This is a genomic window from Pseudomonas sp. NBRC 111123 (assembly GCF_001320205.1).
Classification (GTDB): Bacteria; Pseudomonadota; Gammaproteobacteria; order Pseudomonadales; family Pseudomonadaceae; genus Aquipseudomonas; species Aquipseudomonas putida_J.
This window is the reverse complement of sequence record NZ_BCAZ01000014.1, coordinates 85,947-111,596: the sequence shown is the minus strand read 5'-3', so window position 1 is coordinate 111,596 and position 25,650 is coordinate 85,947. Positions and strand designations below refer to the sequence as shown.

General features: G+C 62.8%; 19 protein-coding genes. 6 read left to right on the top strand and 13 right to left on the bottom strand.

Annotation, left to right across the window (positions count from 1 at the left end; translation table 11 throughout):
- The coding region (waaA, locus tag APH27_RS10040) for a lipid IV(A) 3-deoxy-D-manno-octulosonic acid transferase (protein WP_060484697.1) at positions 1-1,228 on the bottom strand (1,228 nt) is incomplete at its 3' end.
- 11 nt (positions 1,229-1,239) lie between these two features.
- On the bottom strand, positions 1,240-2,130 hold the full coding sequence (locus APH27_RS10035; protein ID WP_027920717.1) for a LysR family transcriptional regulator: 891 nt from the start codon (positions 2,128-2,130) through the stop codon (positions 1,240-1,242).
- 87 nt (positions 2,131-2,217) lie between these two features.
- Here APH27_RS10035 and APH27_RS10030 point away from each other — a divergent pair, with 87 nt between their 5' ends.
- From APH27_RS10030 to APH27_RS10015, 4 genes are read left to right on the top strand one after another with little or no spacing between them, the layout of a single operon-like run.
- Entirely contained in the window at positions 2,218-2,550 is a 333-nt protein-coding gene (locus APH27_RS10030) for a multidrug efflux SMR transporter (protein ID WP_027920716.1), read from the top strand.
- Positions 2,551-2,596: 46 nt separating this feature from the next.
- Entirely contained in the window at positions 2,597-3,772 is a 1,176-nt protein-coding gene (locus APH27_RS10025; protein WP_027920715.1) for an FAD-binding oxidoreductase, read from the top strand.
- A complete protein-coding gene (locus APH27_RS10020) occupies positions 3,769-4,581 on the top strand; it encodes an aldo/keto reductase (protein WP_060484695.1) in 813 nt (270 codons plus the stop codon). The genes APH27_RS10025 and APH27_RS10020 overlap by 4 nt, the downstream gene beginning before the upstream one ends.
- A gap of 55 nt (positions 4,582-4,636) precedes the next feature.
- Positions 4,637-5,605: a hypothetical protein gene (locus APH27_RS10015; RefSeq protein WP_027920713.1), complete on the top strand. Its 969-nt coding sequence runs from the start codon at positions 4,637-4,639 to the stop codon at positions 5,603-5,605.
- A 33-nt stretch (positions 5,606-5,638) separates the two neighbouring features.
- Here the strand turns inward: APH27_RS10015 and hldE are convergent, their stop codons facing one another.
- From hldE to APH27_RS10000, 3 genes are all read right to left on the bottom strand, one after another.
- On the bottom strand, positions 5,639-7,060 hold the full coding sequence (gene hldE / locus APH27_RS10010; protein ID WP_060484694.1) for a bifunctional D-glycero-beta-D-manno-heptose-7-phosphate kinase/D-glycero-beta-D-manno-heptose 1-phosphate adenylyltransferase HldE: 1,422 nt from the start codon (positions 7,058-7,060) through the stop codon (positions 5,639-5,641).
- A 129-nt stretch (positions 7,061-7,189) separates the two neighbouring features.
- The gene (gene msbA, locus APH27_RS10005) at positions 7,190-8,998 is read right to left on the bottom strand and encodes a lipid A export permease/ATP-binding protein MsbA (protein ID WP_027920711.1); all 1,809 of its coding nucleotides are present in this window, start codon (positions 8,996-8,998) and stop codon (positions 7,190-7,192) included.
- Positions 8,999-9,013: 15 nt separating this feature from the next.
- Positions 9,014-10,189: an O-antigen ligase gene (locus APH27_RS10000; protein ID WP_027920710.1), complete on the bottom strand. Its 1,176-nt coding sequence runs from the start codon at positions 10,187-10,189 to the stop codon at positions 9,014-9,016.
- A 103-nt stretch (positions 10,190-10,292) separates the two neighbouring features.
- Between APH27_RS10000 and APH27_RS09995 the strand changes: the two genes are divergently transcribed.
- The gene (locus tag APH27_RS09995) at positions 10,293-10,898 is read left to right on the top strand and encodes a hypothetical protein (protein ID WP_027920709.1); all 606 of its coding nucleotides are present in this window, start codon (positions 10,293-10,295) and stop codon (positions 10,896-10,898) included.
- 2 nt (positions 10,899-10,900) lie between these two features.
- Here APH27_RS09995 and APH27_RS09990 read toward each other — a convergent pair whose 3' ends face one another.
- The 8 genes from APH27_RS09990 to putP form a co-directional block, all read right to left on the bottom strand.
- Positions 10,901-11,992, bottom strand: a complete 1,092-nt coding sequence (locus APH27_RS09990) for a glycosyltransferase (protein ID WP_060484693.1) — start codon at positions 11,990-11,992, stop codon at positions 10,901-10,903.
- 260 nt (positions 11,993-12,252) lie between these two features.
- Positions 12,253-13,209 carry a glycosyltransferase gene (locus APH27_RS09985; protein ID WP_027920707.1) on the bottom strand — a complete coding sequence of 319 codons (957 nt, stop codon included), beginning with the start codon at positions 13,207-13,209 and terminating at the stop codon, positions 12,253-12,255.
- Positions 13,210-13,246: 37 nt separating this feature from the next.
- The gene (locus APH27_RS09980) at positions 13,247-14,650 is read right to left on the bottom strand and encodes a PIG-L deacetylase family protein (RefSeq protein ID WP_060484692.1); all 1,404 of its coding nucleotides are present in this window, start codon (positions 14,648-14,650) and stop codon (positions 13,247-13,249) included.
- The gene (locus APH27_RS09975; protein WP_060484691.1) at positions 14,647-15,543 is read right to left on the bottom strand and encodes an antimicrobial resistance protein Mig-14; all 897 of its coding nucleotides are present in this window, start codon (positions 15,541-15,543) and stop codon (positions 14,647-14,649) included. Before APH27_RS09975 ends, APH27_RS09980 begins: the two co-directional genes overlap by 4 nt.
- Entirely contained in the window at positions 15,543-16,673 is a 1,131-nt protein-coding gene (locus APH27_RS09970; RefSeq protein ID WP_027920704.1) for a glycosyltransferase, read from the bottom strand. The genes APH27_RS09975 and APH27_RS09970 overlap by 1 nt, the downstream gene beginning before the upstream one ends.
- Positions 16,657-18,414, bottom strand: a complete 1,758-nt coding sequence (locus APH27_RS09965; RefSeq protein WP_016501928.1) for a carbamoyltransferase — start codon at positions 18,412-18,414, stop codon at positions 16,657-16,659. The genes APH27_RS09970 and APH27_RS09965 overlap by 17 nt, the downstream gene beginning before the upstream one ends.
- A 238-nt stretch (positions 18,415-18,652) precedes the next feature.
- A complete protein-coding gene (locus APH27_RS09960) occupies positions 18,653-19,489 on the bottom strand; it encodes a 23S rRNA (adenine(2030)-N(6))-methyltransferase RlmJ (protein WP_060484690.1) in 837 nt (278 codons plus the stop codon).
- Positions 19,490-19,672: 183 nt separating this feature from the next.
- Positions 19,673-21,151 carry a sodium/proline symporter PutP gene (gene putP, locus APH27_RS09955; RefSeq protein WP_027920702.1) on the bottom strand — a complete coding sequence of 493 codons (1,479 nt, stop codon included), beginning with the start codon at positions 21,149-21,151 and terminating at the stop codon, positions 19,673-19,675.
- Between the two features lie 358 nt (positions 21,152-21,509).
- On the opposite strand from putP, the gene putA reads away from it, so the two are divergent.
- Positions 21,510-25,463 (top strand): trifunctional transcriptional regulator/proline dehydrogenase/L-glutamate gamma-semialdehyde dehydrogenase, encoded by a 3,954-nt coding sequence (putA, locus tag APH27_RS09950; RefSeq protein WP_060484689.1) that lies wholly within the window; start codon positions 21,510-21,512, stop codon positions 25,461-25,463.
- The last annotated feature ends 187 nt before the right edge of the window (positions 25,464-25,650 follow it).

Sequence of the window (25,650 nt, the reverse complement as noted above, 5' to 3'; positions counted from 1 at the left end):
CGCCCTGGTTGGCCCGCATCACCGCCCTGCCCGCTTCGCCCATGCGCTGCGCATCCTGAGGCAGTTCGATCAAGCGCCGCACCGCTTCGGCCAGCCCGTCGGCATCATCAACCTGCTGCAACGCCCCCGCCTCGCGCAACATGGCGCTGATTTCGAGGAAATTGAACACATGTGGCCCCATGAGCACCGGCAATGCCAGTGCCGCTGGCTCCAATGGGTTATGGCCCCCCGTGGCCACCAGGCTGCCGCCGACAAAGGCGATATCGGCCAAGGCGTAGAGGAAAAGCAGCTCGCCCATGGTGTCGCCGAGCAATACGCGGGTCTGAGCTTCGACCGCAGTTCCAACAGAGCGGCGCACAGTGGTGAACTGGGCGGCACACAACGCATGTACCGCATCGAAGCGCTCAGGGTGGCGCGGCACCAAAAGCAATAGCGCATCACCATGTACCTGCAGCAGCTTCTGATGCGCCTGCAGGATCAGAGCGTCCTCACCTTCGTGGGTACTGGCGGCGATCCACACCGGGCGCTGCCCTGCGCCCCATTGTTCGCGCAACGCCTTGGCACGCGGCAACAGTTGATCGTCAATTTTCAGGTCGAACTTGATCGAGCCGGTTACCTGCACGCATTCAGCCCGTGCCCCCAGAACACGAAAACGTTGCGCCTCGGTTTCGGTCTGAACCGCAATCAGGCTCATCTCGGCGAGCATTGGGCGGGTCAGGTTGGCGAAACGCGCATAACCACGGGCCGAGCGCTCGGACAACCGGGCGTTGGCCAGGGCTACCGGAATGCCGCGTTTGGCACACTGGTGAATGTGATTGGGCCACAGCTCGGTTTCCATGATGATGCCCAGCCTGGGCTTCACATGATCGAGAAAACGCCCGGCCGCCCACGGCAGGTCGTAGGGCAGGTAGCAATGCTGGACGCGCGGTTCATTGGCGAACATCGCGCGAATGCGCTCGGAGCCGGTCGGGGTCATGCAGGTAAGCGTGATCGGCAAGTCCGGGTAGGCCTTGAGCAGCTCACGTACCATCGGTGCGGCGGCAATGCTTTCGCCGACCGACACCGCATGCACCCAGATCCCTCCTTGGCGCATGGCCGGCAGGTTGCGGGCAAAGCGCTCACCGATGCGCTGGCCGTAGGCCGGCGCCTTGCGCGCGCGCAGGTACAGGCGCAGCGCAACCAGCGGCAGGCCCAGGTGAAACAGCAAGGTATAGAGAGTTCTGTTCATGGCGGCGGAGTTTACCCGATCGCGCGCAGGTGCACCGCAAAGCGCTCGGCCAACCATTGCGCGGCCGGGCCCAGCGGTTCATCGCGGCGCCAGGCCAGTTCCGCCACCAGCGCTGGCGGGCGCCATTCGCTGTCGAGTTCGACCATGTGCGCCTGGTAGGTTGGATACTGCACCACATGCCGCGGCAACCAGGCCCAACCCAGCCCACGCATCAGCAATTCGGCCATGGCATAGAAGCTGTCGGCGCGCCACACGTGCGGGCTGATCGCCTCCCCGCCGGGATAACCACTTTGCTGCGGGGTGATCAGCAATTGCCGGTGCCGAGCCAGTTGCTGGCGGGTAACCCGGCCCTCGCGCGCCAGCGGGTGGCCGGCCGCGCACACCGTGACCATTTCCACACTGCCCAGGGCTCGCCGCTCAAGCGCTGCCGGGATGCGCTCGTGATGGAAGAACAGCCCCAGGTCGGCACGCCGCTCGGCCAGCTTGCGCGCCACGTCGCCTTGGGCGCCGCTGGCCAGTTGCACCTCCAGATAGGGATACCGGCTGGCCAGTTCGTCGAGGCTGTCGATCACCGGCTGATAAGGCATGGCCTCATCCTGGGCGACCCTGAGCAGTGCTTCCTGGCCACGCATCAGCGCCAGCGCGCGTCCATCCAGGCGCTCGCACTGACGCAACAGTTCACGGGCATCCTCGAGCAACGCTGTACCGTTTTCGGTCAGTTTCGGCTGCCGCCCGCTACTGCGCTCGAACAGCGTGACACCCAGGTCGGCCTCAAGCAGCGCGATGGCATTGCTGATGGCCGACTGCGCCTTGCGCTGTTCGCGGGCCACCGCGGAAAACGAGCGCAATTCGGCAACACGCAGGAAGGTGCGCAGCTGTTCAAGGTTCCATTGCTCGGCCATAAACCTATCTCCAATTCGGATAGGTAATGACTTTACCGCATCTGGGCAACCGCTAGAATGCCGAGCCAGTTACCGGAGGATCCTGCCATGAACGCCTATACCTATCTCGCCATCGCCATCTGCGCCGAAGTCATCGCCACTGCTTCCATGAAGGCGGTCAAGGGGCTGAGCACGCCGTTGCCGTTGCTGCTGATGGTGGTCGGCTATGGGATCGCGTTCTGGATGCTGACCTTGGTGGTGCGCAGCATTCCGGTGGGCATCGCCTATGCGCTCTGGTCCGGGCTGGGCATCGTGCTGATCAGCCTGGCTGCGCTGGTGGTCTATGGGCAGAAGCTGGATGTGCCGGCAATGCTGGGCATGGCCATGATCGTCGGCGGCGTGGTGGTGATTCAACTGTTCTCCAAGACTGCCGGGCACTGAGGCAGGCTGTATACTTGCCAGCTGTCCCAGTCTTCGAGGTACCGCCATGCCATCCGCCATTTCCACTGACGTGCTGATCGTCGGCGCCGGGGTCGCAGGCCTCTGGCTCAATGCCCGCCTGCGTCGCCTGGGTTACTCGACAGTGCTGGTGGAGCGCGCCAGTCTTGGTGGCGAGCAGACCATCAAGTCCCAGGGCATCATTCACGGCGGTACCAAGTATGCCTTGCACGGCGCACTGACCGGCGCCTCGGAAGCCATCGCCGACATGCCGCGGCGCTGGCGCGAAGCGATCAGTGGCAGCGGCGAGCTGGACCTGACCCGCACCCGCCTGCTTTCGGATGCCCATTACCTGTGGTCGCCAGGCACCCTGGCCGGCAACCTGACCAGCTTCTTCGCCAGCAAGGCCGTGCGTGGCCGGGTCGATCAGGTAAAAGGCGAGCAATTGCCGCCGGCCCTGCAGGACCGCGCCTTCAAAGGCAAGGTCTACCGCTTGGCAGAGCTGGTGATCGATGTGCCCAGCCTGCTCGCCAACCTGGCCGAACTGGCCGGTGACAGCCTGCTCGCAGGCGAACATATCGAACCGTTGCGCGAGGGCGACGAACTGGTCGGCCTGCGCGTCGACGCCCGCGAAATCCGCGCCCAGCGCATCGTGCTCAGCGCCGGTGCTGGCACCGCAGAGCTGCTGCATGCCCTGGGCCTGCAGCAACCTGCCATGCAGACCCGGCCATTGCACATGGTCCTGGCCAAGGGGCCAAACCTCAAGCCGCTGTATGCCCACTGCCTGGGCGGTGGACCAAAACCGCGTGTGACCGTCACCACCCACCCTGCCGCAGATGGCCAGTGGGTCTGGTACCTTGGCGGCGATATCGCCGAGGCCGACGGCGTAGCCCGCGAACCCGCCGCGCAGATTGCCGCCGCGCAAAAAGAAATCGCCAGCCTGCTGCCCTGGGTCGATCAAAGCCAGGTGCGCTGGGCGACCCTGCGCGTCGATCGCGCCGAGCCCGCGCAGTCCGGCCTGGTCCGCCCCGACAACGCCTTCCTCGCCGAGCAGCAGCGCCTGCTGGTGGGCTGGCCGACCAAACTCGCATTGGCACCGGACTTCAGTGACCGCGTACTGGCCAGCCTCGAGCGCGATGGTGTGCGCCCGGCGGCACAGGCCGACCTCGCCGGCTTGCCGCGCCCTGCCCTGGGTGTACCCGCCTGGGAGCAACTGCTGCCATGACCTTGCCAACCTTGCATGGCTTGCACCGCCCCCTGGGCAGCACCGGTTTCAAGGTTTCGCCGCTGGGTCTGGGCACGGTCAAGCTGGGCCGCGACCAAGGCGTCAAATACCCCAATGGCTTTACCATTCCCGGTGATGACGAAGCCCGCCTGCTGCTGGCCCAGGCCCGCGAACTGGGTATCAACCTGATCGATACCGCCCCGGCCTATGGGCGCAGTGAAGAGCGCCTTGGGCCGCTGCTGCGCGGCCAGCGTGATGAGTGGGTGATTATCAGCAAGGTGGGTGAAGAGTTCGAAGACGGCCAGTCCAGCTTCAACTTCAGCGCCGCCCACACCCGCCGCTCGGTGGAGCGCAGCCTGCGCCGCCTGGAAACCGACCGCATCGAGCTGGTGCTGGTGCACTCCGATGGCAATGACTTGGAAATCCTCGAGCAGCAGGAGGTCTACCAGACCCTCGCCGAACTCAAGCAGGAAGGCAAGATTCTCGGTTATGGGCTTTCCGGCAAGACCGTCGCCGGTGGCCTGAAGGCGCTGGAACAAGGCGATTGCGCCATGGTCACCTACAACCTCAACGAGCAGGCAGAACGCCCGGTGCTGGACTACGCTGCCGAACACGGCAAGGCCATTCTGGTGAAGAAGGCGTTGGCCAGCGGGCATATCTGCCTTGCCCCTGGGGTCGACCCGGTGCAGGCAAGCTTCGAGCTACTGTTCGCCCACCCGGGCGTGAGCAGTGCTATCGTCGGCACCATCAATGCGTTGCATCTGGCCCACAATGTGGCCACCGTCGCCCGCATCCTGGGCCGGCATTGAGTTGCCACCCAGCCAAGCTGGGCCTGGAGACTGACCCGACGCAAGGAGGAGCCTCGTGGCGCGTACGCTGATCCGCAAGAACCCGAGCAACTTCAAGACACTGCCGCTGCATGTCGAAGCCACCCCCGAAGGCCTGGTTTACCAGAGCATCGGCATGCCCCTGAACTTCGCCCAAACCCAGCAGCGACGGCGCGCCATCCAGCTTGCCGACCAGCAGCGTTTCGTGGTCGAACTGGCCAACCTGGGTGTTTCGGTGCGCCTGACCCTGCATTGGCAGCACCGTGATTACTGGGTGCTGGTGAGGCAACGTCGCCAGGATCGCGGTGACGTGGTACTGAAGCTGATTTCCGGGTATGTCCCCGCCCAGGAACTCAACCTGCCGCTGCACACCGCCGTCCAGGAAGTAGCTGAAGAATGCTTGCTGGAGACCCCGGAAGGCTGGTTGAGCGGGCGCTTCAACGATACCTGGCTGCCAGCACCCTATGCTGCCGCACTGCATTACCGCGAAGCCTTGCCCTTCGTGCTGACGCCCGAGTCGGGGGCTGCCCGCCCGGTGCACTGCGGCAATCTGATGTTGCTGGAACGGCCACGGGCCTATGTGCACTTGCCGACCGCTTCGCTGCAGTTGATCTACGACATGCGCCTGCAGGTACCCAGGGAAGCCAAGAAACTCAGCCTGTTCCACGTCGATGAGCGGCTGGAAGGCGACCAGCTGGTAGCGCGGCTCAACCGCAAGCGGCCGGATCTGTACCTGATGCCGGTACAGGATGGGCAGCCTTTGGCCGAGCTGTACACGCTGAAAAAAGATGAGCTGGTGCCGGCGAGCACCCGCGGGCTGTACCTGGCCGAGAGCTTTGCCAGGCAGGAAGGCTGGGTGGTGGCCGATGAGCGGATTCGCTGGAAGGACTGGGTCAAGCAGCAGGGGCTGGTGGAGCGCAAGGTGGCGCCGGCTTCGCATCTGCAGCGCTTTGGTGACAAAGCTCGCGCACTGCTGGAGCGCGCCCGCACTTCACTTCACAAGTAACAAGCTGGGGCCGCTTTGCGGCCCAGCAATAGATCAGTTCTTGCGGATCTTCTCGACGATGGCCGTGGTCGAGCTGTTCTCGACCAGCCCCAGTACCTTCACGGTTCCGCCATAGGCCTTGACGATATCGGCACCCACCACCTGGTCGATGCCGTAGTCGCCACCCTTGACCAGCACATCCGGCTTGACCTGGCTCAGCAGGTTCTCCGGTGTGCCTTCAGGGAAGCTGATCACCCAGTCCACCGCCCCGAGGCCGGCCAGCACAGCCATGCGCCGATCAACGCTGTTGATCGGACGGCCCGGCCCTTTCAGGCGGCTGACCGACGCATCGTCGTTGACCGCGACGATCAGCCGATCACCCTGCGCCCGCGCCTGCTCCAGATAGGTGACATGCCCGGCGTGCAGAATATCGAAACAGCCGTTGGTGAAGACGATCTTCTCGTTGTGCGCCCGCGCATCGTCGATGGCCAACAGCAGTTGCTCCAGGCCCAGCACACCGCGCTCGGAGCCTTCCTCACGCTGGATCGCCCGGCGCAGCTCCGGGGCGCTGATTGCCGCAGTACCCAGCTTGCCAACCACGATGCCTGCGGCCAGGTTGGCCAGGGCCACGGCGTGCGGCAGGTCTTCGCCTGCAGCAATGGCAGCCGCCAGGGTAGAGATCACGGTATCGCCGGCACCGGTCACATCGAACACTTCGCGCGCCCGGGCTGGCAGGTGCAGCGCAGGCTGGCCGGTGCGCAGCAGGGTCATGCCGTGCTCGCCACGGGTCACCAGCAGCGCCCCAAGGTCCAGGTCCTGCAGCAATTGCAGGCCTTTTGCGACCAGCTCGGCCTCATCGGCGCAACGGCCGACGATGGTCTCGAACTCGCTGAGGTTCGGAGTGATCAGGCTGGCGCCACGGTAGATGGAAAAATCCTTGCCCTTGGGGTCGGCCAGCACCGGGATGCCCTTGGCACGTGCGGCCTGGATCAGGCTCTGGTGGTTCTTCAGCGCGCCCTTGCCATAGTCGGACAGGACCAGGACCTTGACGCCCTCGAGCAACGTGTCGACTTCAGCACCCAGCGACAGCGGGTCGGTGGCGAACGGCTCTTCGAAGTCGATGCGCAGCAATTGCTGGTGACGGCTCATGACCCGCAGCTTGACGATGGTCGGCTGGTGGGCGATGCGCTGGAACACCGAACGCACACCAGCGGCCTGCAGGCTATTGGCGAGGCTGTCGGCAGCTTCGTCCTGGCCGGTGACACCGATCAGCGCGGCTGGCGCGCCGAGGGCGGCGATATTCAAGGCAACGTTGGCCGCGCCGCCGGGGCGATCCTCGATCTGATCGACCTTGACCACCGGTACTGGCGCTTCAGGCGAGATACGCGAAGTACCGCCATGCCAGTAGCGGTCGAGCATGACATCGCCGACCACCAGTACCGGGGCTTGATCGAAACGCGGCATGGACAACTTCATGGGCAACCCATATGAAAATAATGAACAGGGGCAGGATATTAGCACAGGGTAGGCGACGGCTTTACGGCCAGATACACCCTGGAACATTCCCGTGAAAACCGGGGCCGATACGGCCCCGATCAAGGCGGGTCAGGTGATATCGGCCTTGGCCGGCTCATCCAGGCCCATGGCATGCAGCCGGGCATAATGGCCATTGGCTGCGAGCAGTTCGGCATGGGTGCCGCGCTCGACCAGACGGCCCTGGTCCATCACCAGGATCTGGTCGGCCTTCTCGATGGTCGACAGACGGTGCGCGATCACCAGCGTGGTACGGCCCTGCATGACATGATCCAGGGCCGCCTGGATATGCCGCTCGGACTCGGTATCCAGCGCCGAAGTCGCTTCGTCAAGGATCAGCAGCGGTGCATTCTTCAGCAGTGCCCGGGCAATTGCCAGGCGCTGGCGCTGGCCACCTGAGAGCAGCACGCCGTTTTCACCGACTTCGGTGTCGAAGCCTTTTGGCAGGCGGTCGACAAACTCCTTGGCGTAGGCGTCTGCGGCTGCCGCTTCGATATCGGCACGCGGGGCGCCTGCCAGGTCGCCATAGGCAATGTTGTTGGCCACGGTATCGTTGAACAGGGTGACGTGCTGGGTCACCTGGGAAACATGGCGGCGCAGGTTGCGCAGGCGATAGTTCTCGATCTCCACGCCATCGAGCAGGATCTCCCCCTGATCGTGATGGTAGAAGCGCGGGATCAAGGCCGCCAGGGTCGACTTGCCGCTGCCCGAGCGCCCGACCAGGGCGATCATCTGCCCAGGCTCGGCGACAAAGCTGATATCGCTCAGCACTTCGCGCTCGGTGCCAGGGTAAGTGAAGCTCAGGTTACGCACTTCGAGGCGGCCTGCCACACGGTCCTTCTCGACGGTACCGGTGTCGACCTCAGGCTGCTCGTCCAGTTGCTCGAAAATGCTTTCGGCACCGGCCAGGCCTTTCTGGATGGTCGAACTGACTTCCGACAGCTGGCGGATCGGCTTGGGCAGCAGGCCTGCCGCCGTGATGTAGGCCACCAGGTCACCGGCAGTGGAATCACCCCGCAGGAACAGTACCAGGAACATCAGCGCCGCCATGGCGGTGTAGATCACCAATTGCAGCAGCGGCGTGTACAGCGAGCCGGTCTTGGTCATGTGCAGCTGCTTGTCGGTGTTGCTCTGGCTGGCGTTGCCAAAGCGCTGCTGTTCGTAAGCCTCACCGCCAAAGCTGCGGACCACGCGGTAACCCTGGATGGTCTCGGACGCGACGTGCGTCACATCGCCCATGGCGGACTGGATTTTCTTGCTCTGCTTGCGGAATTTCTTGCTGGCAACGCTGACCATCACTGCGATCACCGGCAGGATGGCGACCATCACCAGGGTCAGGTGCCAGTTCATCCACAGCAGGTAACCGAACAGGAACACTACCGTCAGGCCTTCACGGATAACGACCTTGATCGCATCGGTAGCGGCACCGGTGACCATGGTCACGTTGAAGGTAATCCGCGAAATCAGGTGGCCCGAGTTGTGGTTGTCGAAGTAGCGATTGGGCAGCACCAGCAGCTTGTTGAACAGTTCCACGCGCAGGTCATGCACCAGGCACAGGGAAACCTTGGCCAGGAAATAGTTGCCCAGGAACGAGCCCAGCCCCTGCCATGCCGCGATCAGGATGATCAGCAGCGGCACCGCCTGCAGCAACTGCAGGTCGCGCAGGTAAGGGACGTTGGGAAACAGGACCGCTTCCGGGTTGCTCAGCCCATCGACAAAATATTTGAGAATCCCGGCCAGCATGGGCTGAGTCGAAGCAAAGATCACAAAACCGACAATGCTCAGCAGGAAAATGCCGACATAGGGTTTCACGTAGCTCAGCAGCCGGAAGTAGATCCTCAGGCTGGAGGTGTGCTCCGCCGGTAGCGGTGTTTCGGCCATCATCGAGCTCGCTGTTCAGGTTGAACCGGAAATTTTACCACAGGCGTCATTTTCGGCACGCATCCATGGCAACAACATGACCAGCCCGACTGGCAGCCAGCTGACGAACCACTCAGCCCGTGGCGTCGCGGTGAGGCTGGCAGCGTCGAACTGCATGGCCATGGTCGAGTACACCCAGAGGCAAAGCAGGATCTTGCCAAAGGCAGTGTGGCGAGCACGAATAATCTCCGCCAAGGTGAACAACCACACAGCTATCCACAGCAGCATCCCAGGCAACCCGAGCTCAACTGCAACATGGGTAAACATGTTGTGGGTGTGATCGAACTGCATACCTGCAACCTCAACCCTGTAGTAGGCCCCCAGCCCCAGCCCGCCCCATGGGTGCTCACTGATCATGTGCAGTGCCGAGCGGAAAATTTCAGGGCGGAAGGACGAGCCGCGCAGGGCGATCAGTTCATATACGGCGCAAAACGCCAGCCCTGTGGCCGCCACGGCGAGCAGCGCGATGAGCTGACTGTACCTGTTACGGAACCACAGAGGTGCCAGTATCACGGGAATGACCAGTGCCAGCATCGCGCCACGGCTCTGGCTCAAGGCGACAAATGCACCCAGGCAGGCCAGTGCCAACAGCCAGCCCAGGCGCAAGGCGCACTGTCGCGGCCGATCGTAAAGCAGCAGCAACGCAGCTATTCCAACCACATAGGCACCAAGGATCGGGTGTGAAATCTCGCCAATACCTTCCAAGCGCGTAATCAGCGGCATGGCCTGGATGCCATAGAACCTGACAATCGATATCAGCGCGGCAATCGCGAGCAATACAGACCCTATGCGCAGCAACTGACGAATACGGGCCGTCCCCATTTGCCCTATCATTGGGAACGCCAGCAAGAACACCAGAATGTAAACCAGCCGTTTGCCCTCACGCCCGGATTCTTCATTAGTTGACCAGACCAGGCTCAGCGCCCCCCAAGCCAATAGCAACGCCAGCGCCCCCCAAAGCGCAGGCTGTTGCCGCCAGGCATCAGTCAGAATTCGTCTCGCCGACCATGCAATTACCAGAGTAGGCAACCACATGAACACGATCATGCCTTGCTGGTACAGCTTATTGCTGGGAGCCAAGGCAATGGCTGCCAGGAACCAGACAAAACCAATAGCTAGCCAGCCCTTGGCCCAGCTCTTCTGATACAACATCCAAACTCCCCAGTAACGCGAAATGACACCAGACATGGTGCAACAGCTTTATTTTCGGCATTATTGTCAGCCATTTTTGCTTGCAGACGACAAGGCCCTATACATGCAGTGCTCCCGCCTCTCCCAGGTCGACTTCGATCAGCTGACACTTGGAGCCCAGGTGCTAGAGGCAGATAGCCATGGCGCCAAAGTTTACCTGCTCGCAGATGGGAATTTCCTCAAGATATTCCGTAGGAAGCGCCTGATTTCATCTGCGCTGCTCCGACCTTACTCGCAGCGCTTCGTCGACAACGCCGCTCGCCTGAAGCAACTCGGCATCCCTACACTCGAAGTGATCAGCCAGCACAAACTGGATTTGCCCGGCAGAACAGCAGTGCTGTATCGCCCACTGCCGGGACGTACATTGCTGCAGTTATCGCGTGATGCCGGGTTCAGCTGGCATGCCTGGCTGCCCCGGCTTATCGAATTGATCCGTCAATTGCACCGCAGTGGCGTGTACTTCCGGTCGCTGCACCTGGGCAATGTAGTGGTAACACCTGACCAGCGCCTCGGCCTGATCGATGTAGCAGACATGCGTTTTCTGCGCCCGCCATTATCTGCACGGATGATCAGGCGCAATGTGCAACATATGGTGCGATACATCGAGCGAGAGAACCTGGGTGACCGGTTCCCCATCGCCGACTTCCAGGCGGCCCTCCTGGCTCGCTGACTTCACCCACGCAGCAGTTTCTGTGCCCCATCGCAGAACGCCTGCCATGCTGCCTCGGGCGCGAGCGCCTCGCGCTGACGAACGGCCAAGGCCTTTGCGCTAGGTGCATCGCAGCGCTCGATTGCCTTGGCCCAGGCTTCGACATTGCCAACCGGCAGGTAACAACCCTCTTGCTGCAACTGCTCACGAAACACTGGCAACTCGCTGCAAACCACCGGCAGATCCGCCATCACGGCTTCTTGTACCACCAGGCCCAGGCCTTCGGCACGCGACGGCACCAGCAGCCAGTCAAACGCCCGGTAGAGTCGCTGCAAATCGTTGTGGTGCCCGCATAGAAGCACGCGCCCCGTAAGCCCCAGTTCATCAACTTGCGCCTCCAAGCTGGCGCGCAGAGGGCCGTCACCGACAATCACCAGGCGCATGTCCGGCTTGCTGGCTGCACCCTTGGCGAATGCCTTGATAAGCGTTTCAAAGCCTTTGCTTTCCACCAGCCGCCCCACTGCTCCAAGCACCTGACCAGAGGTTTGGGGCAGCGCCAGCATCTGACGAGCCTGCTCGCAACTGAGCAACTTCCTGGCGAAAGCCTGCGGGTCGAATGCCATGCGCAGCGTCTGCACGGGACGACCGATGTCCCGCTCAAGCGACCGCGCCAAAGTCTGCGAGACCGCTGCGATACTCAGTCGGTCTGCAGGCAGCTCGTTCAACAAAAGCACATCATTGGCATTCAGCCGGGTCATGCCATGGAACAGCACCTTGGCCTGCAGCTGCGGGATGCGCTGCAGCACTGGCAGCACCAAGCGTGCGACCCCGACGCCGTCGAGCAAGATCACATCAGCTTGGGCCTCTCTCAGGGCCCTGTACAGACGCATGCGCTGCCAGGGCAGCAACAGGCGCCAAAAGCTCTTGCCCTTAAGTACACGCTGCGGCATGTGCCACACGCGGGCGGGGCTGCGGCCATGGCACAGCTCACCACCGAGCATTAACCAATCACTGATACGGGCGTCAGCTCCCGCATGCGACAGCACCTGTTGGTGAACCTTGTGAATGGACATGTACGGCGAACCGCCTGCCCACATCATGTTGACAATATTCATGGGGGATAGAGCCCCTCTCCCGTGCGAGCCAGGTGGGACTGCAACTTCAATCAACAAGAAATGAAATTTCCATATGGGTAATGGCGCCATCAACCAGCGTCAATGCCAGTCTTACCCTCCACGCAACGTCGGGCAAGCGCCTTTTTCCAGCATAGGCTGGAAATGTTAGACAGATTTGGCACTCTCTTGGACACCCCTGAAATCACGGGTTAGTGCCCAGAATAGCCATGGTTTGAAGCCGTGATCGGCCACGCTTGCGATCAGAAGCCCAGCTTCAGCCGCAAACGTTGCCAACCGGACAACGGCGGGTGGGGCCTGAGCGCCGGGCGCATGTGCTCCACGATGCTCTGCCCGACGGCTGCAAAACTGAAACGCGAAACGGCCAGTTCGCGCCCATTGCTGGCAATCTGCCTAGCCAGTTCGGGATTTTCACGCAAGATACGCAACTTGGCCTGCAGCGTCGGGATGTCGCCATAAAACACGACGTTGTGCATGTCCTGCAGACCCAGCGCGCGGTTCTCTGCTTCGCCCTGGTCGTACGCCAGCAGCACGCAGCCACAGGCCATGGCCTCGAAATTCTTGATCATGTACTCGCCCATACCAACGTCGGCGCTGACAAAGAACTGAATACGGTTGAGTGTGTTGCAGTAGTCCTCACCCGACTTGGTGCGGGTCACCACCAGGTTCTCTACCCGCCCCAGCTCATCCAGCAGCGCCTTGCGCCCGCTGTAGGCGACACTGTTGGTGCTGCCGACGAATGCCAGCTCAATGTCACGCTCACGGCCTTGATCGGCCAGCAGTTGCTCGTCGTAGCCCTTGGGCACGAACACCGCGTCAAAACCTTCCTGGCGCAGGCGCTCGCTGACCATGTAGCCCGAACTGATCACACGTGCCCATGGCAGCTTGCGGTAATGCGCGCTGAACTTGCCGGTGTATTTGCAAGGGATGTAATTCTGGTAGGCGTCGTGCTCCAGAATGACCAGGTTTGGCACCGTACGAATGAAGGCGACCTGACGGATTTCTTGCTTGAAGCGCAGGAAAAAGACAATGCGGTCATAACGTTCGACCTGCACTTCCCGTTTGAAATAACGGCGCAGGTTGCGCTGGTCTTCGCTGGTCAACCAGCGCAGGTCGCATTCACAGTTGGCCGCGACACCATCGTACAGGCGATCGAGGATCGCACGCTGTTCCTTCTGTACTAGAAATAGGACTTTCATTGCTTTCCTTGGGCGCTCTGCGCCATCCCGGTCAGGTTTACAGCTCACGCCGCCAGAACAATTCGTGCCGGCGCACGGCCTTGCGGAAGAACTCGTTCTCTCCGTAAGGCGACGCTCGGCGCCCTGCCAGCCAGCGCTGCAACAACCGGCGCAGGCGACGCTTGAACGGCGCCCGGGGCTGGAGGTCGTGCATCATGCCCAAGGCCATGGCCTTGTCACGCTGGGTAGCTACATCCAACAGCAACACGCACGGCGCCCAGGCCTGCTCGGCGCTCAGTTGCGGCGGCAAGGCCACGCCATCGCCGCTGTCGCCCATTGGCCAGCGGTCGTTGTCATGCAGGTGGTTGGCGTAACACAGCAGCGTCTGCGGCTGACAGGCCAGGCCTTGCAAGGCCTCCATGACTGCTGCCTGGGCACAGACATGATCAGGATGCGGATCGAGCTGCGGATGCGGCATGACCAGCACTTCAGGCTTGGCCATTTCCAGCAGGGCCCGCAGATCAGCCAGCAGGTTGTGCCAGGTTGGCTTACCGTCGCGGTCGGCCGGCAGCGGGAACGGGTTGAACTGGCGGAACGGGCGAATATCGACCATGTCCGCTTCGCGGGACGCGGCAGGCTGATCAGGGGCCGCCTGCATGGCGGGCAGCTGCAGGCAGAAATACCCTAACTGCACGCAGCGGGACTCTGGCACGCCAGCCCAACGCGGTACGGCGATACTGTCCCAAGCGCGCAGGCGACCCTTCAAGCGGGCAGCCTCCGGCTTGCCAAGGCCCATCTGCTGATAGTGTTCGGCCTCGATCTCACCCGCAGTCAGGGTCACGACCCAGGTCTCGTCCGCCTGGCTGTACAAGCCATAAGCAGCCAGCTCGGCATCATCGGCATGCGGCGCGATGACCATCACGCGGCGACGCTGCAGCTCGACGCTGGGGGTTATCCACAGCCGTGGCTCACCCTGCAGCCGGCAATATCGCCCGCGCAGACGTAGCGTGCCCGCCTGCAAAGGTGCGGCCATCCCGGTGAGGTTGAGGAAGCGCAGCCCATCGACACCGCGTTCGAACGTTTGCCGATCATCAGCTTCGCCGCCGAGCAGCTCTACAAGTGGATCGAGGAAACGCCCCAGCCATCCACTTTTCACCCGCACTTCAAGGATCAGGGTCTCATCGCCCTGCAACGCGGTGTCCACCTTGAGCAGCCCATCGTGCAGCACAGCCGGCACTTCGTGGCTCAGTTCGCCGAAGCGGTAGGCGTAATCCTCGCCTGGCGCATAGAACAGGTGGTCGGCGAACCAGGCTTCGTGTGCCGCCCAGAGCAGTGGCAACAGCAACAGCGGCAGCCACCACCAGGTGAAGACGCCCAGCGCCAGCAGCACGGCCAGGCTGGCCAGCAAACCCAGGCGTTTGTTGCGCCGGTGGCGCTTGAGCAACTGCTGCTTGCGACTCACGCCTGGAATACCGGCACAGGGTTGCACCAACGGTCCTTGTACTCCCGGTCGGCACGGCCGAACGAGAAGCGCAGGGGTTTGTTACGCGCACGGGCATCTTCCCAGGCTGCCTGGGTATTGAGGAAGCTCAGCACGCTACCCGGGCTGAAGGCCTTGGTTTCCGGATCGACGCCGCCGTTGATGTATTCGACGCTGATCCACTCGGGGGCCTCGACGCGATACACCAGTTGAATGGCGATCGGCTTGTCATCGAGCATCAGCACCGAGCCGATCAGCAGTTCACGCAGCCGCTCCAGCACATCGGCCATGCGCTCGGCACCGGTGGCCGGGAAGCCCCAGCGGCGCTGGAACAGGTCGCAGTACATGGCAGCGATGTGCTGCGCGCTGAAGTCGCTGATCGGGCGCACCACGCCACCCGCTTCTTCCAGCAGGCGCAATTCGCGGCGCTGGTTGTAGCGGAACTTCTTCGACAGGTCTTCATGGGCACGGGCCATGGCCAGCTGCTCCTTCTGCACCTTCAGGCCACTGAAACGGCCCTGGCTCAGTTCGGACAGGTAGCGTGCGGCATGGCGCAACGGCGCGCCGGCATCTGCTGCCGCCGGCAGGATGATCTCGGCATTGCCAAGGTCGAACAGGGCCTTCTTGCCCGCACGCTTGAGCACGTCTTTGGACAGCGCCAGATGACGGCCCCAGGTCGCAATGGCCGCGGTCAGCTCACCTGCCTGGTACCAGCCCAGATAACGCACGGGAATCTGCGCCAGATCCGCCAGTTGCTCGACCACCAATGGGTGGGTCGCTACGCTGCCACCAAAGCGCGCCCACGCCTCTGCATAGGCTGTCGCGTCGATGACCCGCCAGCCGCGCTCGCGGATGGCTTGAACATGATTGAGCATCAAGCCTTCCCCACCAACTCACGAACTTGTGGCAACTGCCAGAACGCTTCGCGCACAGCCTGGTCGGAAAAACGCTCGTGCAGGCGCCGCAGCATATGCATGGCACAGGCTTCACGTTGCTGTGCATCCAGTGCTGCCAGGTGCCGCAGCGCCTGCGCCAGTTGCGCGGCATCGGCCAGCGGAAACAGCACGCCAACCCCTTCGACCACTTCGCGTGCACCACCACAAGCCGTGGCCAGCACCGGTACGCCGGCGACCATGGCTTCGAGCAGGACCATACCGAACGGTTCATGGTCGGAACTCAAGGCAAAAACATCGAAGGCCCGGAAATAGCGACGGGCGCCCGCCACCTGGCCGAGAAAGTCCACCTGCCCGGCAATGCCAAGCTCGGCAGCCAGCGCCTTGAGCTCGGCCTCCAGGCGGCCCTTGCCAAGGATGGCCAGGCGTGCGCCAGCAGGCAGGCCAGGCAGTGCCTCGGCAAAGCCACGCAGCAAGGTCGCCTGATCCTTATCAGGGTGCAGGCGACCGACATTGCCGACCACCCATGCCTGGGCATCCAGGCCCAACGCCGCACGGGCCTCGGCACGGGGTACCAGGGCAGCTTGCAGGGCGTCGATATCGATACGGTTGTACAGCGTCTGGATTCGTTCGGCAGGCCACTGCGGCAGGCACCGGCGCATGTCGTCACGCACCGCATCCGACACGCCCAGCAGGCTCAGGCGCTTGCTGAACAGGTTGGCGAAAATCCGCCGGCCCTTGCGCTCGTAGTCGCCGAACGCATGGTGCACACCGATCACCGGCAAGCCTGTACCCAGCAGCGCGACATAGATCGGCTTGAAGCGGTGAGCAATGCAGAAGCTGAAATTGCGCTCGGCCGCGATGCGCCGCAGGGCACGAATTGCACCGAGTTTCAGACCACGCACGGCCTTGGAGCTGAATTCGAGAAACAGCACCTCGTCCGACGCACAACCGGCCGCAACCTGCGGGTCGGCGGCGCCAGTGAGGAACACAGTGGTGACCTTGTAGCCGCTGCCCTGGAACAGGCTGGCGTACTGACGGGCGCAGTCGAGGAACGGCCCGTCATAGCCATGGCAGAACTGCAGGATCCGCGCTTCAGAGCGGCTGGTCATAGGCGGCTGCGCCGTCCTTCACGACCAGGATATCTTCCATGATCAGGTACTGCAGGTCCGAACCGAAGAACATGTTCAGCGCATCGGTCGGCGAGCAGATCATCGGCTCGCCACGGCGGTTCAGCGAGGTGTTCAGCGACACACCGTTGCCAGTCAGGTCTTCCAGCGCCTTCATCATGTCGTAGTAACGCGGGTTGTACTCGCGCTTGAGCACCTGGGCTCGCGAAGTACCGTCCTCGTGGACCACTTCCGGCACACGGGTCTTCCACTCTTCAGCCACTTCGAAGGTGAAGGTCATGAACGGCGCCGGGTGGTCGACCTTGATCATCTGCGGGGCGACGGTGTCGAGCATCGACGGGCAGAAAGGTCTCCAACGCTCGCGGAACTTGATCTGGTGGTTGATGCGGTCAGCCACACCTTCGACGCTCGGGCAGCCGATGATCGAACGGCCACCCAGCGCGCGCGGGCCGAACTCCATGCGGCCCTGGAACCAGGCCACCGGGTTGCCATCGACCATGATCTGGGCGATCTGCTGTGGCATGTTGTCGAGCTTGCGCCATTTCGGCTGGTCCGGGTGACGGGCACAGGCGGCGATCACGTCTTCATTGGAGTACGAAGGGCCGAGGTAGACGTGCTCCATCTTCTCGACCGGTACGCCACGGGCGTGGGACACATAGGCGGCCGCACCGACTGCAGTGCCGGCGTCGCCGGAAGCCGGCTGAACGAACAGCTCTTTCACGTCCGGGCGGGCAATGATCTTCTGGTTGAGCTTGACGTTCAGCGCGCAGCCGCCAGCGAAGGCCAGCTTGCCGGTTTCACGCAGGGTATCGCCCAAGTAGTGGTCGATCATCTGCAGCGCCAGCTTCTCGAACAACGCCTGCATGCTGGCCGCGTAGTGGATGTACGGCTCGTCGGCGATGTCGCCTTCGCGCTTGGGGCCCAGCCATTCGATCAGCTTCGGCGAGAAGTAGAAGCCCTTGCCCTTCTCTTTGTAGCGGCGCAGGCCGATGACGTTGGCGTACTCGGTGTTGATCACCAGTTCGCCGTTTTCAAAGCTGGCCAGACGGGAGAAGTCGTACTTGCTGGCATCGCCGTAGGGCGCCATGCCCATGACCTTGAACTCGCCATCGAGCATTTCGAAACCGAGGAATTCGGTGATGGCGCCATACAGGCCACCCAACGAGTCCGGATCGAAGAATTCCTTGATCTTGTGGATCTTGCCGTTTTCGCCGTAGCCGAAGAAGGTGGTGGCGTACTCACCCTTGCCGTCGATGCCAAGGATCGCGGTCTTCTCTTTGAAGCCCGAGCAGTGGTAAGCGCTGGAAGCGTGTGCAAGGTGGTGTTCGACCGGCTCGATCTTGACCTTTTTCGGGTCGAAGCCCAGTTGCTCAAGGCACCAGACGATCTTCTTGCGGTAGCGCTTGTAGCGACGGTTGCCCATCAGGATTGCGTCAAGTGCGCGGTCCGGGGCATACCAATAGCGCTTGGCGTAGTGCCAGCGGGCCTTGCCGAACAGGCTGATCGGGGCGAACGGAATGGCCACCACGTCGACGTCGGACGGCTTGATGCCAGCTTGCTCCAGGCAGAATTTCGCCGACTCGTAGGGCATGCGGTTCTTCGCATGCTTGTCACGCACGAAGCGCTCTTCTTCGGCGGCGGCAATCAGTTTGCCGTCGATGTACAGGGCCGCGGAAGGGTCATGGCTAAGGGCGCCGGACAGGCCAAGAATCGTCAATGCCAAGGGATTAGCCTCTTCATTCGGTAGAGATGCGCCAGCGGCCTCATGGGCGGGTGGCGGCTAAAGGGCGAGATTATAACGCAAACATCGCAGGCTGCGCGGCCGTTGTAGGAGCGGCCTCGTGTCGCGAAAGGGCTGCAAAGCAGCCCCGGCAGTTTCTGCTGCGAAGCTGAAGATCCGGGGGCCGCTTCGCGCCCCTTTCGCGACACGAGGCCGCGCCTACAAGGGCTCGCACGGCCGGCTATTCGGCGATCAGCCAGTCCATGCGGAAGCTGCCGGCCGTCTGCGCCAGCTCCTTGGCCAGCCAGGGCAGCAGTTCGCGCAGCTCTTCTTCCAGCCCCCAAGGCGGGTTGGCGATTGCCAGGCCAGAGCCATTGAGGCCCTGCGGGCTATCCTGATGATGCACATACAGCTCGACCCGCAGCAGCTTCGGCGCGCCGGTACTGGTCAGGTCCTGATAGAAGCGGGTCAGCGAGCGTTGGTCCTTGATCGGGTACCAGATGGCTGCGACGGTCTGGCGCATGCGGCCGATCGCCTCTTTCATCGAGGTGGTGCAGCGCTTGAGCTCGTCGGCCTGCTCGAACGGCGGGTCGATCAGCATGATCGCGCGCTTTTCCTGCACGGGCAGCAAAGCCCGCGGCACATGCCAGCCTTCCCCTAGGTGCACGACCACACGCGGGTCTTTCTTCATGTTCTCTTTGAGCAGCGGCCCGTCTTCCGGGTGCTTTTCGTTGAGCAGTGCACGGTCCTGCTCGCGCATCAGGCGGCGGGCCAGCTCGGGCGAACCCGGGTAATAGCGCAGCTCACCATCGGCATTGAGGCGCTTGATGATACGCAGGTAGTCCGCGGCCATGGCCGGGATGTCATCGCGATTCCACAGGCGCGCGACACCCTCGAGGTATTCGCCGGTGCGGGTCGCCTGGTCGCCTTGCAGGTCGTACAGGCCTAGGCCGGCGTGGGTGTCGATGTAGGCGAACGGCTGCTCCTTGCGCGACATCAGGGCGATGAGGCGGGTCAGCACGATGTGTTTGAGGACGTCGGCATGGTTGCCGGCGTGGAAGGCGTGACGATAGTTCATGGCAACTCCTGCGAAGTCGGCAAGTTTACCTTGCCTTGCGGGCGGAGTCAGGTCCGGACTGCTGATCGGCGGCACCTGCTTCGCGGGTAAACCCGCCCCAGGGACTCCACGGCACTCAAGTGCTGCGCAGCCCCTGTGGGAGCGGGTTTACCCGCGAAGCAGGCGCCGCCGATTCAACGGCAATTACTTGTCGGCGTGGTACGCCGCATCAGCGGTTTCGAAGCGCTGCACCATCGCCTGCGACGGGCTGCCCAGCTTGCTCACCACGATGATGGCGATGCTCGCCAGCAGGAAGCCCGGGATGATTTCGTACAAGCCCCAGGTATCGATCTGCTTCCACAGGATCACTGTCAGCGCACCGACCACGATACCGGCCAGCGCACCATTACGGGTCATGCCCTTCCACAGTACCGAGATCAGCACCACTGGCCCGAAGGCAGCACCGAAGCCGGCCCAGGCGTAGGCCACCAGGCCCAGCACGCGGTTTTCCGGGTTGGCAGCCATGGCGATGGCGATCAGGGCGACGGCCAGCACCATCAGGCGGCCGACCCAGACCAGCTCACCCTGCGAAGCGTTCTTGCGCAGGAATGCCTTGTAGAAGTCCTCGGTCAGGGCACTGGAGCAGACCAGCAGCTGGCAGCTGAGGGTACTCATTACCGCCGCCAGGATGGCCGACAGCAGCACACCGGCGATCCATGGGTTGAACAGGATCTTGGCCAGCTCGATGAACACGCGCTCATGGTTCTCAGTGACCGGGCCCGCCAGGTCAGGGTGTGCCGAGAAGTAGGCGATACCGAAGAAGCCCACGGCGCAGGTGCCGGCCAGGCACAGGATCATCCAGGTCATGGAGATGCGACGGGCGTTGGCAATCGACTTGACCGAGTCGGCGGCCATGAAGCGCGCCAGGATGTGCGGCTGGCCGAAATAGCCCAGGCCCCAACCCATCAGCGAGATGATGCCAACGAAGGTTGCACCCTTGAGCATGTCGAAGTTGGCCGGATTCTGCGCTTCGATAGCGAGGAAGGTAGTATCGAAGCCACCGGTGGAGATCAGCACGATGACCGGCGTGAGGATCAGTGCAAAGATCATCAGCGAGGCTTGCACGGTATCGGTCCAGCTCACTGCCAGGAAACCGCCGACGAAGGTGTAGGCGATGGTTGCTGCAGCACCGGCCCACAGGGCGGTCTCGTACGGCATGCCGAAAGTGCTTTCGAACAGACGGGCACCGGCAACGATGCCAGAGGCGCAATAGATGGTGAAGAACACCAGGATGACGATCGCCGAGATGATCCGCAGCACGCCACTGCTGTCTTCGAAGCGGCTGGAGAAGTAGTCAGGCAAGGTCAGCGCATCACCATTGTGCTCGGTCTGCACGCGCAGACGGCCGGCGACGAACAACCAGTTCAGGTAAGCGCCGACGGTCAGCCCGATAGCGATCCAGGCTTCGGAGAGGCCGGAAAAGTAGATGGCGCCCGGCAGGCCCATCAGCAGCCAGCCACTCATGTCGGAAGCACCGGCAGAGAGCGCGGTGACCACGCTACCCAGGCTGCGCCCACCGAGGATGTAGTCGGAAAGATTGTTGGTGGAGCGATAGGCCGCGAAGCCGATCAGCACCATTGCCGCGATGTAGATCACGAACGTGATCGTGAGTGGATTGCCCATGCGTGTGCCCTGGCGTTTGTTTTTATCTCATGCGCAACCGCCCTCAAGACGGTTGCACCCAGGCGGCGAATGCTATGCAACAACGCAAAGTCGGTGCAACCATTTTTCATTTGCAAGTTGCACCCGGCCGTGCCGTTTCGGAAAAGTCCTCCTCCTTGCTTCTTTTTGGAGCAAAAACGACGTTATCCATAAGAAAATGCACCGTAATGGTTTCTTTTTAGCCTGCAAGAAATATCAACAGACGAGTTGCACCTTTTCCTCAAAAAAATCGGGTTGCACCTGGTTGCACCCAAAAACGGCTACAGCTAATCTTGGCGCAGCTTAAGCCACAACCGTGGCAATAATGAGGATAAGAAAATTGGCGACGACCACCCTTGGGGTCAAACTTGACGACCCGACCCGTGAGCGACTCAAAGCAGCTGCGCAGTCCATCGACCGCACGCCGCACTGGTTGATCAAGCAAGCGATCTTCAACTACCTGGAGAAGCTCGAGGGTGGCGCTACCCTGACCGAACTCAACGGTCACGCCAACAACCTGGCCGATGACGCTGGCGAAGTGCAGCCAGACCACGCCCACCAGTGCTTCCTCGAATTTGCCGAAAGCATCCTGCCGCAGTCGGTATTGCGTTCCGCAATCACTGCCGCCTACCGCCGCCCCGAGCAGGAAGTGGTACCTATGCTGCTGGAGCAGGCGCGCCTGAGCGCCCCGTTGGCCGAAGCCACCAACAAGCTGGCGGCCGGCATCGCGGAAAAGCTACGCAATCAGAAGAGCGCTGGCGGCCGCGCCGGCATCGTTCAGGGCCTCCTCCAGGAGTTTTCCCTGTCGTCCCAGGAAGGCGTTGCCCTGATGTGCCTGGCCGAAGCCCTGCTGCGCATCCCTGACAAAGGCACCCGCGACGCCCTGATCCGCGACAAGATCAGCAACGGCAACTGGCAGCCGCACCTGGGCAACAGCCCGTCGCTGTTCGTCAACGCCGCCACCTGGGGCCTGCTGCTGACCGGCAAACTGGTCTCTACCCACAACGAGGCCGGCCTCACCTCCTCGCTGACCCGCATCATCGGCAAGAGCGGCGAACCGATGATCCGCAAGGGTGTCGACATGGCCATGCGCCTGATGGGTGAGCAGTTCGTGACCGGTGAGACCATCGCCGAAGCCCTGGCCAACGCCAGCCGCTTCGAAGCCAAGGGCTTCCGCTACTCCTACGACATGCTTGGCGAAGCCGCACTGACCGAGCATGACGCACAGAAATACCTGGCGTCCTACGAGCAGGCAATCCACTCGATCGGCAAAGCATCCCATGGCCGCGGCATCTATGAAGGCCCGGGCATCTCGATCAAGCTGTCGGCCCTGCACCCACGCTACAGCCGCGCCCAGTATGAGCGCGTGATGGAAGAGCTGTACCCACGCCTGCTGTCGCTGACCCTGCTGGCCAAGCAGTACGACATCGGCCTGAACATCGACGCCGAGGAAGCCGACCGCCTGGAACTGTCCCTCGACCTGCTTGAGCGCCTGTGCTTCGAGCCAGCCCTGGCTGGCTGGAACGGTATCGGCTTCGTTATCCAGGCCTACCAGAAGCGCTGCCCTTACGTGATTGACTATGTCATCGACCTGGCCAAGCGCAGCCGCCACCGCCTGATGATCCGCCTGGTAAAAGGCGCCTACTGGGACAGCGAAATCAAGCGCGCCCAGGTCGAAGGCCTGGAAGGCTACCCGGTCTACACCCGCAAGGTGTACACCGACGTGTCCTACGTTGCCTGTGCCCGCAAGCTGCTGGCCGTGCCAGAGGCGATCTACCCGCAATTCGCCACCCACAACGCCCACACGCTGTCGGCCATCTACCACATCGCCGGCCAGAACTACTACCCGGGCCAGTACGAGTTCCAGTGCCTGCACGGCATGGGTGAACCGCTGTACGAACAGGTTGTAGGCAAGATCGCCGATGGCAAGCTGAACCGTCCATGCCGTGTGTACGCCCCTGTCGGTACCCACGAAACCCTGCTGGCCTATCTCGTCCGCCGCCTGCTGGAAAACGGTGCCAACACCTCGTTCGTCAACCGTATCGCCGACCACTCGATCTCCATCCAGGAACTGGTCGCCGACCCGGTAACCAGCATCGAACGCATGGGCGCCCAGGAAGGCAGCATCGGCCTGCCGCACCCACGCATCCCGTTGCCGCGCGACCTCTATGGCAGCGACCGCGCCAACTCGGCCGGCATCGACATGGCCAACGAACACCGCCTGGCGTCGCTGTCCTGCGCCATGCTGGCCACTGCCAACAACGACTGGAAAGCCACCCCGCTGCTGGCCTGCGCCGCCAGCGAAGTTGCTGCCGTACCGGTACTCAACCCGGCGGACCACCGCGACGTGGTCGGCCACGTGCAGGAAGCCACCGTTGCCGACGTCGACAATGCCATCCAGTGCGCGCTGAACGCCGCGCCGATCTGGCAGGCCACCCCACCGGCCGAGCGTGCTGCAATTCTCGAACGCACCGCCGACCTGATGGAAGCCGAAATCCAACCGCTGATGGGCCTGCTCATCCGCGAAGCCGGTAAAACCTTCGCCAACGCCATCGCCGAAGTGCGTGAAGCCGTGGACTTCCTGCGCTACTACGCGGTGCAGGCACGCAACGACTTCAGCAACGACGCCCACCGCCCGCTGGGCCCGGTGGTGTGCATCAGTCCGTGGAACTTCCCACTGGCGATCTTCACCGGCCAGGTGGCCGCAGCCCTGGCTGCCGGCAACCCAGTGCTGGCCAAGCCTGCCGAACAGACCCCGCTGATCGCCGCCCAGGCCGTACGCCTGCTGCTGGAGGCCGGTATCCCGGAAGGCGTGCTGCAATTGCTGCCAGGCCGCGGCGAAACCGTCGGCGCCGGCCTGGTCGGTGACGAGCGCGTCAAAGGCGTGATGTTCACCGGCTCCACTGAAGTCGCCCGCCTGCTGCAGCGCAACGTCGCTGGCCGACTGGACAACCAGGGCCGGCCGATCCCGCTGATCGCCGAAACCGGCGGCCAGAACGCGATGATCGTCGACTCCTCGGCGCTGACCGAGCAGGTGGTGATCGACGTGGTGTCCTCAGCTTTCGACAGCGCCGGCCAGCGTTGCTCGGCCCTGCGTGTACTGTGCCTGCAGGAAGACTCCGCCGATCGCGTGATCGAAATGCTCAAGGGCGCCATGGCCGAAAGCCGCCTGGGTTGCCCGGACCGCCTGGCCGTGGACATTGGCCCGGTGATCGACGCCGAAGCCAAGGCCGGTATCGAGAAGCACATCCAGGGCATGCGCGAGAAAGGCCGCGCGGTTTACCAAGTCGCAATCGCCGATGCAGCCGAGATCAAGCGTGGCACCTTCGTGATGCCAACCCTGATCGAGCTGGACAGCTTCGACGAGCTCAAGCGTGAGATTTTCGGCCCGGTGCTGCACGTGGTGCGCTACAACCGTCGCAATCTCGATCAGCTGATCGAACAGATCAACGCCTCGGGCTACGGCCTGACCCTCGGCGTGCACACCCGCATCGACGAGACCATCGCCAAGGTGGTGGAAAACGCCAACGCCGGCAACATGTACGTCAACCGCAACATCGTGGGTGCTGTGGTGGGCGTGCAGCCGTTTGGTGGTGAAGGCCTGTCTGGCACCGGCCCGAAAGCCGGCGGCCCGCTGTACCTGTACCGCCTGCTGTCGACCCGCCCGGCCGACGCGATTGGCCGCCACTTCCAGCAACAGGATGGCGAAGGCAAGCCGGACCGCACCCTGCACGATCAGTTGGTCAAACCGCTGCACGGGCTGAAGGCCTGGGCCGAGAGCAATCAGCTGGCCGACCTGGCGGCGCTGTGCGACCAGTTCGCCAGCCAATCGCAAAGCGGCATCGCCCGCCTGCTGCCAGGCCCGACCGGCGAGCGCAACAGCTACACCATCCTGCCGCGCGAGCACGTGCTGTGCCTGGCGGACAACGAAGTCGATCTGCTGGCGCAACTGGCTGCGGTACTGGCTGTCGGCAGCTCGGCGGTGTGGGCTGACAGTGAACCGGGCAAGGCACTGCGTGCCCGCCTGCCGCGTGAACTGCAGACCAAGATCAAGCTGGTGGCGGACTGGAACAAGGATGACGTGGCGTTCGACGCCGTGATCCACCATGGCGACTCGGACCAACTGCGCAGCGTGTGCCAGCAGGTGGCCAAGCGTGCCGGTGCGATCGTCGGTGTGCACGGGCTGTCCAGTGGTGATCACCAGATTGCGCTGGAGCGGCTGGTGATTGAGCGCGCGGTGAGTGTGAATACTGCGGCTGCCGGTGGTAACGCCAGCCTGATGACCATTGGCTGAGGCCATGGGTCGTTGATGAAAAGGAGAGCCTCGGCTCTCCTTTTTCATTTCACGCCGCGCTCGCGCTTTGCAGGCGCGCCCCTGCGCATGATCGAGCGACAAGCCTGCCCCGTCAGGCGTGGTTTCCAACTGCGTTGCCAAGCCAACTGAAGCGATTCTCGCCTGGCAACACACCCAAAACCACGGA